We start from the raw sequence: 12,747 nt of genomic DNA on the forward strand, positions 1-12,747 counted from the left end.
CTGCCCTGAGTTGAGCCTGTAAATGGCGCCGCTGGCGCGTGTTCTGTCACAATTCCTGCTCCATACCCTGCTTTTCTGCTACTATAGCGCCCACTTTGCGAGCGCCTCCCGCTCTTTGAACTTATTTTTAGCGTCCAGCATCGGGTTATCCAGACCATGCACAATAAAGATCAACTCTTCGCCGCCCCGATCGCACAACTCGGCGATTTCTGTTTTGACGAACAAGTAGCCGACGTGTTCCCCGACATGATCCAGCGCTCTGTCCCCGGCTACTCAAACATTCTCTCCGCCATCGGCATGATGACCGAACGCTTCGCCCAACCGGGCAGCCGCCTGTACGATCTAGGCTGCTCGCTGGGTGCCGCCACCTTGATGATGCGGCGACATGTCCCCTATCAGGACTGTTCGATTGTGGGTATTGATAATTCGCCGGCCATGGTCGAACGCTGCCGCAGTCATCTGAATGCGTTCAAATCCACCATTCCGGTCGAGATCCACGAAGGGGATATCTGCGATGTCGCCATTGAGAATGCATCTGTGGTGGTGTTGAACTTTACCTTGCAATTTATAGCCCCTGAACAACGGTTACCCCTGTTGCAACGCATCTATCAGGGTCTGCTGCCTGGTGGACTGCTCATTCTGAGCGAAAAATTCAAATTCGAAGATGAACCGGTCAGCGATCTCATCATCGATCTGCATCTGGATTTCAAACGCGCCAATGGCTACAGCGAGCTGGAAATCAGCCAAAAGCGCACCCTGCTGGAAAACGTGCTGCGCGCCGACACAGTCGCGACCCATAAGTCCCGCTTGGCCGCTGCCGGTTTTGTCCATAGCGACCTCTGGTTTCAATGCTTCAACTTCGGCTCCTTGGTCGCCATCAAACAAGGAGCAAGCGCATGATTGACTTCGCTTCCTTCTATCAGTTTCTGGCTACCGATCGGCTGAGCCGTTGGCTCACGGTTCTTCCTGCCCAGTTACATGCCTGGCAACATGACCAGCAACATGGCGATTTACCGCGCTGGCAGCGGGTATTGGCCAAGCTGGAGAGCTATCAGGCCCGCCATATGGATCTCAAACATTCGGTCACGCTCGGGCACCCGGATGAAATCACTGTGGGTGAGCGCAGCAAGCTGGAAAACCTGCTCCAGCACCTGCACCCCTGGCGCAAGGGCCCCTATGACCTGTTCGGGGTGCAGATCGACACCGAATGGCGCTCCGACTGGAAGTGGGATCGAGTTTTACCCCACCTATCACCGCTCAAAGGGCGCTATGTACTGGATGTCGGCTGTGGCAGTGGCTATCACATGTGGCGCATGCTGGGTGAAGAGGCCCGTTTGGTCGTCGGTATCGATCCCTCGCCGCTATTTTTGTGTCAATTCAGTGCCATCAAGCAGTTAGCCGGTCGCCCTGGCAATATTCACTTTTTGCCATTGGGCATCGAACAACTGCCCAAACTAGAACGCTTTGATACCGTGTTTTCCATGGGCGTGCTCTACCACCGCCGCTCACCAATTGATCATCTGTATCAGCTTCGGGATCAACTGCGCGATGGCGGCGAACTGGTTTTGGAGACCCTGGTGATCGATGGCGGCCCTGATGATGTTCTGGTTCCCGGGGAGCGTTATGCACAGATGCGCAACGTCTGGTTCATTCCTTCGGCACAGGCCTTGGCCGGTTGGTTGGAAAAATGCGGATTCGAAAATGTCCGGATTGTTGACCAATCGGTGACCACAACCGACGAACAACGCAAAACTGCATGGATGAGGAACGATTCTCTGGCTGAATTCCTTGACCCATCGGACTCAACCCTTACTATTGAAGGGCATCCGGCGCCGAAGCGGGCCGTATTGATTGCATCTCGCTGCGCAGAAGGCTAGTCCCGCCTTGCCCGGCTGAGATACACTAACGAAACTATGTTTAATCCTTACAGACGACGTCTATGACAACTAAAACTCTCACCTGCAGTGCACTTTTTTCCCTGCTTCTCATCTCCGGTGCCGTCATGGCCGAAGTCACCCCGGAACAGTTAAAAAACGAGTTGATTGGGAGCGAGAGTCGCATCCAGCAAACCGTGGTGCAGGGTCAACAAAAACTTTTGGATAACAGCTATCAACTCGGTACCGAATTGAAAATCCTCCAGGCTCAGCAAGAAAAGAGCCGGCAGGGAGTTCAAGAGCTGAAAGCCTTGCAGCAACAACTCGCCAAACAAATGCAACAGGTGGTGCGTAGTACCATGTCCAGTGAAGACAAGAGTTCCTGCCCGATTATTGAACCGGGTCTGACCACACCGGATGGCAAGCTGATCCTGGGTGAATCCGAATGGGTGTACGTGGAAGAGGCCAATGGCGCCTTCCAAAGCCGGGTTGATACCGGGGCAGCCACCTCCTCCATCAGCGCCACCGATATCACTGTCTTCGAGCGGGAAGGTAAGCGCTGGGTCAAGTTCAAGATGCCTTTGGACAATGGCAAGAGCCTGGACATCGAAGCTCCATTTGTGCGCTATGTCCGCATCAAACAAGCCTCGGCTGAAAGTTCCGACCGCCGTCCCGTGGTTCGTTTGACCATGCAACTCGGCTCACTGACCGAAAAGGCCGAGTTCAGCCTCAAGGATCGCTCCGAAATGGACTTCTCCTTGCTGCTGGGTCGTGAATTCATCAAGGATGTTGCCGTTGTCGATGTCGCTCGGGAATTTGTACAACCCAAGCCGGATGTTGCCACTCTGATCACCGCCAAGAGCAAGAGTGACAAGGCAGCCAAGGCCGCGGCCGAGAAGAAGAGCGATACCAAGAAAGCCGCGCCAAAGAAAAGCGAGGCCAAAAAGTCTGAACCCAAAGCCAAAGAGGTGAAGAAGGCTGCTCCGACAGTATCCGCTGCCGCCGCAACTGACACCACCAAGGAAACCACCCCGTCCAAGGACAAGCAGTAAATCATGGTCTCTCGTCGCCCCTTTTATATCGTAGTTGCGCTGCTGTTCATTCTTGGCACCAGCCTGATGATCTACCGTCACGTTGCCTTTGACGTCCCTTGGCTACCTGGTGAATACCGTCAGGTCTGGTCAGTCGAGGCCAAGGTTGAATTTGATGCTGCAGATCAACCCGTGATAGCGTCACTGGCGCTGCCAGCAACCCAGCCAGGCTTCACCCTGGTCGATGAATCGGCGGCGAGCCCAGGTTATGGCTTATCATTCGTGGATCGCAACGGCATCACCCGTGCCGAATGGTCCATTCGTACCGCCAAGGGTCATCAGGAGCTTTACTATCGCGCCGAGATGATGAGTGACCCCTACGCAAAATCGCTCCCTGCCGAACCACCGGTCGTCGAGAAACAAATCGAGAAGGAGCCCATCGCCACCGCCATGGTGCAAATTCTCGATCGGGCCAAGGAGCGTTCGGCCGATGCCTTCACCCTGACTCGGGAAATCATGAAGGAGTTTAATAACCAGGAGCAGAACGCCCAACTGCTGCGTAACCACAAGGGTCGGGCGCACCTGATTGTCGATATGCTCAACCAGGCTGACATTCCGGCACGGGTGGTACGCGCCCTGACATTGGAAGATGGCCGTCGTCGGCAACAACTGATCGACTACGTGCAAGTATTCCAGGACGACAAGTACGACTTGTTCGATCCGAAAACTGGCCTGCAAGGGCGTCCCGAACAGCTGATGCTGTGGGAATACAACTCTCAACCACTGCTGGATGTCACCGGAGGGAACAACTCCCGGGTCACCTATTCGGTGGTACAAAAGCAAGTTGCAGTGGCCCGGGCACTGACCGCCAAGTTTGAGCACACCAATATGCTCAACTTCTCCATCGATACTTTGCCGGTTGAAGAGCAGGCCTTGTTCAAGGGCATTCTACTGCTGCCAATCGGTGTGCTGGTGGTGGTGTTTTTACGCGTCATCGTCGGTTTGAAGACTTCCGGGACCTTCATGCCGGTGTTGATCGCAGTCGCCTTCATCCAGACGAACCTGGTCGTCGGTCTGCTCGGTTTCCTGTCGATTGTCGGTGTGGGTCTGGTGATCCGCTCCTATCTATCGCGGCTTAACCTCTTGCTGGTCGCCCGAATATCCACGGTGATCATCACGGTTATCGCCATCATTGCCCTGTTGTCGGTACTGACCTACAAGCTGGGCTTGACCGAAGGTATGCGCATCACCTTCTTCCCGATGATCATTCTCTCCTGGACCATAGAGCGGATGTCAATTCTGTGGGAAGAAGAGGGTCCGAAGGAAGTGGTCAAACAAGGTGGTGGTTCCCTGCTGGTTGCCGTTCTGGCCTACCTGGCGATGGATAACAGCCTGATCCAGCATCTGACTTTCAACTATCTGGGCTTGCAGCTGGTCATCATGGCCACCGTGTTGCTGATGGGTAACTACACCGGTTATCGCCTCTCCGAACTGAAGCGATTCAAACCACTGGCTGATGAGTTGAAAAAGTAATATGTGGCTCTGGGAACGCTATACCTCACCGTTCAAGCTGGCCAGCCTCGGCATCATGGGGATGAACCAGCGCAATGTGAACTATATCGGCCGTTATAACCCACGGAAGCTCTATCCGTTGGTGGATAACAAGCTCAAAACCAAGCACATTGCGGTCGCAGCCGGTGTGACGGTGCCGAAACTGATCGGCACCATCCAGCACCAGCATGAAGTCAAAAAGATTGCTGACATGGTCAAGGATTGGCCAGGCTTCTGCATCAAACCCGCTCGTGGATCTGGCGGCAAGGGTATTCTGGTCATCATGCGCCAGGAAGATGGTCTGTTTTATAAGCCCAACGGCAAGGCAGAAACCGTCAGCGATCTGGAACGCCATATCTCCAACATATTGGCCGGTCTGTTCTCCTTGGGCGGCAAACCCGACTTCGTCATGGTCGAAGACTTGATCCATTTTGATAATGTCTTCGATGGCTACTCCTTCGAGGGGGTGCCGGATACTCGCGTCATCATCTTCAAGGGTTTCCCGGTAATGTCCATGATGCGTCTGTCGACCGCCTCGTCCGATGGCAAGGCCAACTTGCACCAGGGTGCGGTCGGTGTAGGTATCTGCTTGCGCACCGGGCGCGCCGTGCGCGGCGTCCAGTACAACCAGCCGCTGCGTCATCATCCGGATACCAATAAGGATCTGTTCGATCTGCAGGTCCCCCACTGGTTGAAGTTGCTAAATCTTGCTGCATCTTGCTATGAAATGTCCGGGCTCGGTTACATAGGTACCGATATGGTGCTGGATAAGAAGCGTGGCCCCATGTTGCTGGAGCTCAATGCCCGCCCAGGCTTATCCATCCAGATCGCCAACGCGGCAGGACTGCTGCCACGGCTGCGTCAAATCGAGAAGTTGGGAAACTTCTCGATGTCGGTGGAAGAGCGCGTGGCCTACGCCATGGAACACTTCGGCGTCTTTCCGACTCAAACCTTGGCCTAAACCAGGGTCAAAATAAAAAAAAAGTCCGCAGATGCGGACTTTTTTTATAGCCAATTTTCACCTGAAGTCAGGGATCATTTCGCCTTGTTCAACTTAAATAGACCTGGTTGCACCTGTTGGTAATGTGCCAGCACATAGTCGTAGAACGCCCGTTGCGACGGTGTAAAGCTGGCCGCATCAGTCGCATATTGCTGCAGACGCTTTTTACGAATGACGATGAATTTCGGCTGCAGCCGCTGGATATCCGCAAGCACACGCGCCTTGGCATCAAACGGCGGGTGCACATTGTCGAAGAACAAATAGGCCGAGGCCGCCTTGCGATCGGTCCAGACATAAAACTGTGGCATGGTGCCATCAATCCAGATCCGCTCCTCCGGGCTGGTCTCCGCCCGGATCTGGGCAATTTGCTGACGCCCTGAGTCACCGAATGGCCGTCCGGTATGGGTACCAATCCAAGCGGAATAACCCAACAAGATCAGAGGTGCCAGCAACAAGCCCATCGAAGCCAGCCCGGTTAACTGTTTGCGCCCCTGTACGGTGCGAACTCTCAACCACACCGGGAGACTGAGGATCAGGGCAAACAGCAAACTAGTCGCCAGAACCTGCACGACTTGCAACATCGGCCATTCGAAGCGACTCCAGCTGAAAAACCAATGGGGCATCACCAGATAAACACCCCAGCCCCACACCACCAGGGCCCCCAGCCACACCAGCGGCGAGTCACTCCCCCACTCTCGGCGCACCGCTTCGATAATCAGCGCCAGCGGCAAAGGAATAAACGCCAAATAGAGCTGATCATAATGATCGAAAATATGCCCGGAAACCGAATTAGCGATCACCCCGAACAGAGCGCCGAACAACATCACAGCGACTAGCGATTTGCCGACCGTCGGCTCGGCCTGTGGAGTAGCGTGATGCCAGCGATGCAGCACATAGAGGGCCAGCGGTAACAAGAGAATCAATCCAGTACGCAGCAAGCCAACGCTACCCACTAGCGGCGAGAAACCACTGCCGTAACTTTGCCCCATGAAAATGGCAAATGAATAGAACCAGAAGTTCTCCAGGACCCCTTGTTGCCAGAAATAGAACACCAGAGGTCCGGCGACTACGCCTATTCCGAACAAGGCGGACACAAACAGTTTGAGTCCATCCTGCCAACGCCCCTGCCAGCACCAGCCGAGGAACAAGGTGGCATACCAGGCGCCCCAGAAAGCACCGTTATTCAACCGCATCATGGCAATCAAGCCGAACGTCACCGCCGGTAACCAGGCCTGAGACCAGCTAAAGCGCCCAGACACCAACAGGCGCACAAACGGCAACTGGGCGATCAGCGCCAGACACAGGGTGTAATCCTCAGTCATGTTGCCGTAGTAATAGCGGTAGCCGCACAAGCTGATCACTGCCAGTAAAGACGCCAACCGCGCAAGCGGAGCAATCCCCAACAGCGCCAATGCCCGATAACTGTTATTTAGACCCCACGCCAGCAAGGCCGTTTCGAACAGCGCAATTCCGGGAAAGCCGCCCAGCTTGTAGCCGATAGCGTCCAGCAAGAAGATGACCGGCCCCTTGATATCCAGCATGTCACGATACAAGACGTCGCCATCGGCCCACATCTTGCCCATGGCGGCGAACAAGGAAGCATCAAAGCCAGGCGCCATACCATATAGCAGCGGATTTTGGATCCCGAGCAATAACGCCATAGCACACAACAGCAGGGTAATGGGTCCCCATCGCCCTTCAGCTTCAAATCGGCGCTGCCGTAACTCCCAGACGTGCAACCAATGTCCATTGCTCAGGGAGTGCCATCTAGCCTTCATCCAACATCCTCATGTTTATCATTGGAACGCAACCGAATATCCAGGGTGCGCCTTAAACAACTGCTGGCCCATATGCTCTCAGAGCCCCTCACGAGGCTGCCGTGCATCAGGGCGATTCGACATCTACTGTCCGATCCTGGCGGGTTAGCCACAAGGTTTCAATCCGGTGCGAACGTACCGCCACTACCGTGAGTCGCCAGCCATCCAACTCCAATACTTCATCCACTTCCGGCAAGCGCTGCAGCCAATCCATCAACCATCCCGCCAGGGTATGGTAATGGGCGGTAGCCGGAGCAGGAAAACCGATATGCCGCTGCAAATCCTGCAACAGGCAGTCGCCGCTCACATGGTAGCTATCCGGCCCCAGCACCACGAAGTCGTTATCCTCTTCACCGGTTTCCGGCAATTTACCCGCAATCTCCTCCATGATGTCACGGATGGAGGCGATGCCTTCGAAGTTGCCAAATTCATCCAGCACAAAGGCCAGGTAGTTTTTGGCCTGCCGAAATTGTTCCAATGCATTGAGGACGTTGATGGTTTCCGGCAAACACAGCGGCTGCTGTACCAACTGATCCAGGCGTAACTCCTGCTTGCTGAGCAAGCGGGCCAACACATCGCGTTTGCGGATGATCCCTAGCGGCTGATCCTTGTTCCCCTCGCGGATTGCCACCAATCGCGAGTGCGGAGTCTCCGCCAGTCGTTGCAAAATTTGCTCTTCCGGCTCGGATAGATCCAGCATCTCCACATCCCGGCGCACCGTCATCACGGCCCGTACCGGCAACGACGAGAGTTGCAACACCCGGGAGATCATCTCTTTTTCTTCATCGGCAAACATACTTTCGTCGGCACTGGGTAATAAGGACTCCTGGAAGCTGCCGCCTTCCGGCTGCTTACTATCCCCCAGCAAACGCATCACCAATTCAGCCGTGCGCTCGCGGCGGCGCAGCTTACCTTCGAGCAACTTACTCTGATTAGAACGCGCCATCTGGTTAAACAATTCGATCAGAATAGAGAAACCAATCGCCGCGTAGAGATAGCCCTTGGGAATATGGAAGCCAAAGCCTTCCGCCACCAGACTGAAGCCAATCATCAGCAAGAAGCCCAGGCAGAGGATCACCAAGGTCGGATGGCGATTGACGAACGCAGTCAACGGCTTGCTGGTCCACATCATGATACCGATGGCAATGGTCACTGCCAGCATCATCACCGACAGGTGTTCCGCCATCCCTACCGCAGTGATGACCGCATCCAACGAAAAGACGGCATCCAGTACCACAATCTGCGCCACCACGGTCCAGAAGGCTGCATAGACCTTGCTTCCCCCCTCCCCGTTAACTTCCCCTTCCAGGCGGCCATGCAACTCCCGCGTCGCCTTGAACAGCAGGAACAGCCCGCCGATGAGCAGGATAAGATCCCGCCCCGAGAAGTCATGATTGAACAGGGTAATCATCGGCTCGGTGAGACGAACCAGCCAGGAGAGGCTAATCAGCAGCACCATACGCATCAACAGCGCCAGCGCCAAGCCGATCCGGCGCGCTCTGTCTCGCAATTCGGGCGGTAATTTTTCCGCCAAAATGGCGATGAACAGCAGATTATCGATCCCGAGAACAATTTCCAGGACCACTAGCGTCAGCAACCCCAACCAAGCGGTCGGATCCATCATCCAGGCAAACTCGAGCATCATGACTCCACAGCAGCAATAACACTAAAAAAAGATAGAAAATTCATGGCGTCACAGCCATTCACAGCAGCCGGGAGAGACGATAACAAGCATGCAGGGGTAACCGGAGAGCGGTTGACGGGAAAGAAGAAAAGTAGCACGAGGGACTACTGTCGCTGTTCATATTGGCCTCATCAAAAAAAAACACCGCCACAGAGTATGTGGAGCGGTGTTTCGGGTCAAGTGACGGGCGGTTGACAGCAGGCAACAGCCCGCTGCTAGTGCACGGTTATAGCGCCACTTTAGTCGCCAGTTGTGCCTGGATTTGCTCCCGATCGGCCAGATACATCTGCAAGCCCCGGGCGCGCAGCTCACAGGCCGGACACTCGCCACAGCCCTCACCCACCAGCCCGTTGTAGCAGGTCAGAGTGCGAGCTCGGACATAGTCCAAGCGACCATAACGATCGGCCAGCGCCCAGGTTTGCGCCTTGTTCAGCCACATCAGTGGCGTCACCAGCCGGAGTGGCTTTTCCAAGCCCAAACACAGAGCCTGATTCAGGGCCTTGACGAATTCATCCCGACAATCCGGATAGCCGGAAAAGTCAGTTTCGCAGACCCCGGTGATCACCACCTCGGCCCCCACCTGGTAGGCATACACAGCCGCCAGGGTCAGGAACAGGATATTGCGACCCGGCACGAAGGTATTCGGCAAGCCGTTATCCTGAAGCGCCGAACTCACCGGGATGGCATCCCGGGTCAACGACGAGATGGCCAACTCGTTGAGCAAGGAAAGATCCAGCACCTTATGCGCCGTCACCCCCAACTCACCCGCAATCGCCTGAGCCACGGCGATCTCCTGACTATGGCGCTGACCATAGTTAAAGGTGATGGCATGAACTTCATCGTAATGCGCCAACGCCTGGATAAGGCAGGTGGTACTGTCCTGCCCGCCGCTGAACACCACCACCGCCTTGCGGGCCGAGGTACCGACAGCATCAGAAGATGTGGAGTGCACACTCATGACCCAGGCTCCTTAACCGCGCGGTTTCCGCGGTGACGGACGGCGTTCGGTGGGCCGAGCCACATCGGAACCACTGCCCAGACGGGTACGTTGCGCCTGAGAACGAGTCGGCCGTTTGGCCGCTGGTTTGACCGGTGTTGGCCCATCAAGGGAGACTCCGCCGCTATAATTGCGCTCCGGGTGCGCCTGGCGATTATCGGTGTGCTGGAGTTCCCGGTGCTTGCGCACCGCGCGCCGGATCTGGGCGCTTTGCTTGAACTGGCTACGCTTGTCATCCACCAGCACCTTGCTGCGGGTTTCCGGCGGTAAGCCCACCAACTCGCGTAGGTAGTTGACCTTATCCAGTGGTAACTCCATCCAGCCACCCCGAGGAATACTCTTCTCCAGTTTGACATCGCCATAACGAACGCGGATCAAACGGCTGACCTGCACTTCCTGGGTTTCCCACAGACGACGGACTTCCCGATTACGACCCTCTTGCAGGGTTACGTTGAACCAGTTATTCAGTCCCTCACCACCGGCACGCACTATCTTGTCAAACTTGGCCGGGCCATCTTCCAGCTGCACGCCCAGACGCAGGCGATTGAGCATCTTGTCATCCACTTCACCGAAAACCCGCACCGCATATTCCCGCTCCACTTCGTGGCGGGGGTGCATCAAGCGATTGGCTAACTCACCATCGGTGGTGAACAGCAACAGACCGGAAGTATTGACGTCGAGGCGGCCGACAGCCACCCAGCGTGCATCCTGGATCCGGGGTAGACGATCAAACACCGTCGGCCGACCTTCAGGATCCTTACGGGTACACATCTCGCCATCGGGCTTGTGATAGGCCAGTACTCGGCAAATGACATCTTCTGCCGGTTTGGCGGTGATGGAATGACCATCGATACGGATCGCCACGTTGGGACCCACCCGGTCTCCCAGCGTCGCGACCTTGCCATCCACACTGACCCGTCCTTCGGTGATCAGGGTTTCCATCTCGCGGCGGGAGCCGATACCGGCCCGGGCCAACACTTTTTGCAACTTTTCACTCTGCAACTTATCACTCATGGTGTTCATCTCTGGATGTGCAACGCTCCGGGCATCCTTGTCCGGACTCTGTTGCAAGGAGTCTTGACTCCATCATGGGGCTCATCGCCCTCTCGGCGATGAAAAATAATCCCTTACAGGAAGGGGGTTGGATCGCCCGCACCGTGGCGAACCACCTCGGGGCTATCCTCAGAAAAATCAACGACCGTGGTGGGTTGTTCACCCAGATAACCACCATCGATAATCAGATCCACCACTTGCTCCAGCCGATCCCGGATTTCATAAGGATCCGATTCGGCAACCTCAGAACCCGGCAAAATCAGCGTAGTGGACATCAGGGGTTCACCCAGCGCCGCCAACAGAGCCTGGGTAATGGGATTAGCTGGCACCCGGATGCCAATCGTCTTCTTCTTCTCGTTCATCAAGCGCCGCGGAACCTCTTTAGTCGCCTTGAGAATGAAAGTATAGGGCCCCGGAGTGTTGTTCTTGATCAGACGAAAGGCCTGATTATCCACTTTGGAATAGAGCGACAGCTCGGAGAGATCCCGGCAGACCAAGGTAAAATTGTGGCTGCTGTCGAGATGACGAATACGGCAGATCCGCTCCAGTGCCGCCTTGTTTTCCAGCAGACAGCCCAGCGCATAGCCGGAATCGGTCGGATAGATCACCACACCGCCACTGCGGATCAACGCCACCGCCTGGTTGATCAAGCGGGTTTGCGGGTTTTCAGGATGCATCGCGAAAAATTGGCTCATAATTCCTCCCGGAATGTCTTGGACTCGTCGGCGCCGGGTACGGCAGGCGGTACCGAGTCGATAAAGGTATGCCACACCGGTGTGACATCTTTGGGCAACCAGAGATTACGCCCCAACTCCTGCCAGGAGGTTGGCGCATGAAAATCGGAACCCACCGAGGCCAGCAACTGATGCTCGCGACACCAGAGTCCCAGATTAGCCCGATCCTGGGGGCTTTGCTGGGGCAAACTGACCTCCATGGCATCACCGCCCGCCTCTTTGAAATGTGCCAACAGACGTTTTAGCCACTTGGTAGAAAGTTTATAGCGACCAGGATGGGCAAGTACAGCCAAACCGTCTGCGGCATGGATCACCGCAATCGCCTCGGCGATGCTGATCCAGTCATGGGGGACATACGCCTTACCGCCGCGACCAATATACAGAACAAAGGCTTTTTGCTGAGTCTGACAGTGACCGGCTTCGACCAGATAACGGGCAAAGTGGGCCCGGGTCAGACTGGCCCCATTGGCTAGTGCCAGCGCGCCTTCATAGGCGTTATCGATCCGTTGCTTCGCCAGCCGCCGCCCCAACTCGAGGCCTCGCGCCTCGCGAGCTGCTTCCTGCCGTTGCATGACAGCGGCTAGCGCAGCCGAGTCCGCATCGATATGCAGACCCACCACATGAATCTCCATGGATTCCCAGCTGGTGGAAAGCTCGATCCCCGAAATCAGCGTCAGTGGCAGAGCCTCGTCAGCGATGGTGCGAGCGGCCTCAGCCAGACCGGCCACTGTGTCATGATCGGTCAAAGCCAGGACATCAACCCGTTGAGTAACCGCCCGGCGCATCAGCTCCGCCGGGGTAAGACGACCATCGGAGGCCGTTGAATGACTATGCAGATCGATACGCATCAGAGAGTTCCACTACAAAAGAAACTTGACAAACTTCCGGCTTTATCGTTTTACTGTAGCCACTTCGCGGGATATCCCGTCGCATAACTTCAGTCATCCAAGGACGTTTTACATGACACAGCACTTCACCCTGAACATGCGTTGGTGGTGGCACACTC

Annotated in this window: 11 protein-coding genes; 5 read left to right on the forward strand and 6 right to left on the reverse strand. The window is 55.7% G+C overall.

Translation table 11 applies throughout. The features are described from left to right. Positions 1-156 precede the first annotated feature (156 nt). The 5 genes from cmoA (at position 157) to ACYVG7_RS01115 (ending at position 5,417) form a co-directional block, all read left to right on the forward strand. On the forward strand, positions 157-900 hold the full coding sequence (gene cmoA, locus ACYVG7_RS01095) for a carboxy-S-adenosyl-L-methionine synthase CmoA (RefSeq protein WP_460881408.1): 744 nt from the start codon (positions 157-159) through the stop codon (positions 898-900). Continuing rightward, the gene (gene cmoB, locus ACYVG7_RS01100) at positions 897-1,877 is read left to right on the forward strand and encodes a tRNA 5-methoxyuridine(34)/uridine 5-oxyacetic acid(34) synthase CmoB (protein WP_460881409.1); all 981 of its coding nucleotides are present in this window, start codon (positions 897-899) and stop codon (positions 1,875-1,877) included. The genes cmoA and cmoB overlap by 4 nt, the downstream gene beginning before the upstream one ends. Before the next feature lie 62 nt (positions 1,878-1,939). Continuing rightward, entirely contained in the window at positions 1,940-2,926 is a 987-nt protein-coding gene (locus ACYVG7_RS01105; RefSeq protein WP_460881410.1) for an ATP-dependent zinc protease family protein, read from the forward strand. 3 nt (positions 2,927-2,929) lie between these two features. Beyond that, positions 2,930-4,438 carry an inactive transglutaminase family protein gene (locus ACYVG7_RS01110; protein WP_460881411.1) on the forward strand — a complete coding sequence of 503 codons (1,509 nt, stop codon included), beginning with the start codon at positions 2,930-2,932 and terminating at the stop codon, positions 4,436-4,438. A gap of 1 nt (position 4,439) precedes the next feature. Then, positions 4,440-5,417 (forward strand): alpha-L-glutamate ligase-like protein, encoded by a 978-nt coding sequence (locus ACYVG7_RS01115; protein WP_460881412.1) that lies wholly within the window; start codon positions 4,440-4,442, stop codon positions 5,415-5,417. 74 nt (positions 5,418-5,491) lie between these two features. Here ACYVG7_RS01115 and ACYVG7_RS01120 read toward each other — a convergent pair whose 3' ends face one another. The 6 genes from ACYVG7_RS01120 to rnm all read right to left on the reverse strand — a co-directional run bounded on the left by ACYVG7_RS01120 (position 5,492) and on the right by rnm (position 12,589). Beyond that, the gene (locus ACYVG7_RS01120) at positions 5,492-7,234 is read right to left on the reverse strand and encodes a hypothetical protein (RefSeq protein ID WP_460881413.1); all 1,743 of its coding nucleotides are present in this window, start codon (positions 7,232-7,234) and stop codon (positions 5,492-5,494) included. Positions 7,235-7,340: 106 nt separating this feature from the next. Beyond that, positions 7,341-8,918, reverse strand: coding sequence for a TerC family protein (locus tag ACYVG7_RS01125; protein WP_460881414.1), 1,578 nt, complete (start codon positions 8,916-8,918; stop codon positions 7,341-7,343). A gap of 265 nt (positions 8,919-9,183) precedes the next feature. Then, on the reverse strand, positions 9,184-9,915 hold the full coding sequence (gene queC / locus ACYVG7_RS01130; RefSeq protein WP_460881415.1) for a 7-cyano-7-deazaguanine synthase QueC: 732 nt from the start codon (positions 9,913-9,915) through the stop codon (positions 9,184-9,186). A gap of 12 nt (positions 9,916-9,927) precedes the next feature. Further along, on the reverse strand, positions 9,928-10,968 hold the full coding sequence (gene rluB / locus ACYVG7_RS01135; RefSeq protein WP_460881474.1) for a 23S rRNA pseudouridine(2605) synthase RluB: 1,041 nt from the start codon (positions 10,966-10,968) through the stop codon (positions 9,928-9,930). A gap of 113 nt (positions 10,969-11,081) precedes the next feature. Further along, entirely contained in the window at positions 11,082-11,702 is a 621-nt protein-coding gene (locus tag ACYVG7_RS01140; RefSeq protein ID WP_460881416.1) for an L-threonylcarbamoyladenylate synthase, read from the reverse strand. Further along, positions 11,699-12,589: an RNase RNM gene (gene rnm, locus ACYVG7_RS01145; RefSeq protein WP_460881417.1), complete on the reverse strand. Its 891-nt coding sequence runs from the start codon at positions 12,587-12,589 to the stop codon at positions 11,699-11,701. Before rnm ends, ACYVG7_RS01140 begins: the two co-directional genes overlap by 4 nt. Positions 12,590-12,747: the final 158 nt, after the last annotated feature.

The sequence above is a fragment of the Pseudaeromonas pectinilytica genome, from assembly GCF_054780855.1.

Coding starts and splice junctions, on each gene's coding strand:
- ACYVG7_RS01120 (WP_460881413.1), bottom strand. CDS start 7,234: ATGAAGGCTAGATGGCACTCCCTGAGCAATGGACATTGGTTGCACGTC.
- ACYVG7_RS01125 (WP_460881414.1), bottom strand. CDS start 8,918: ATGATGCTCGAGTTTGCCTGGATGATGGATCCGACCGCTTGGTTGGGG.
- rluB (WP_460881474.1), bottom strand. CDS start 10,968: ATGAGTGATAAGTTGCAGAGTGAAAAGTTGCAAAAAGTGTTGGCCCGG.
- rnm (WP_460881417.1), bottom strand. CDS start 12,589: ATGCGTATCGATCTGCATAGTCATTCAACGGCCTCCGATGGTCGTCTT.
- ACYVG7_RS01115 (WP_460881412.1), top strand. CDS start 4,440: ATGTGGCTCTGGGAACGCTATACCTCACCGTTCAAGCTGGCCAGCCTC.
- cmoB (WP_460881409.1), top strand. CDS start 897: ATGATTGACTTCGCTTCCTTCTATCAGTTTCTGGCTACCGATCGGCTG.
- ACYVG7_RS01110 (WP_460881411.1), top strand. CDS start 2,930: ATGGTCTCTCGTCGCCCCTTTTATATCGTAGTTGCGCTGCTGTTCATT.
- ACYVG7_RS01105 (WP_460881410.1), top strand. CDS start 1,940: ATGACAACTAAAACTCTCACCTGCAGTGCACTTTTTTCCCTGCTTCTC.
- ACYVG7_RS01140 (WP_460881416.1), bottom strand. CDS start 11,702: ATGAGCCAATTTTTCGCGATGCATCCTGAAAACCCGCAAACCCGCTTG.
- cmoA (WP_460881408.1), top strand. CDS start 157: ATGCACAATAAAGATCAACTCTTCGCCGCCCCGATCGCACAACTCGGC.
- queC (WP_460881415.1), bottom strand. CDS start 9,915: ATGAGTGTGCACTCCACATCTTCTGATGCTGTCGGTACCTCGGCCCGC.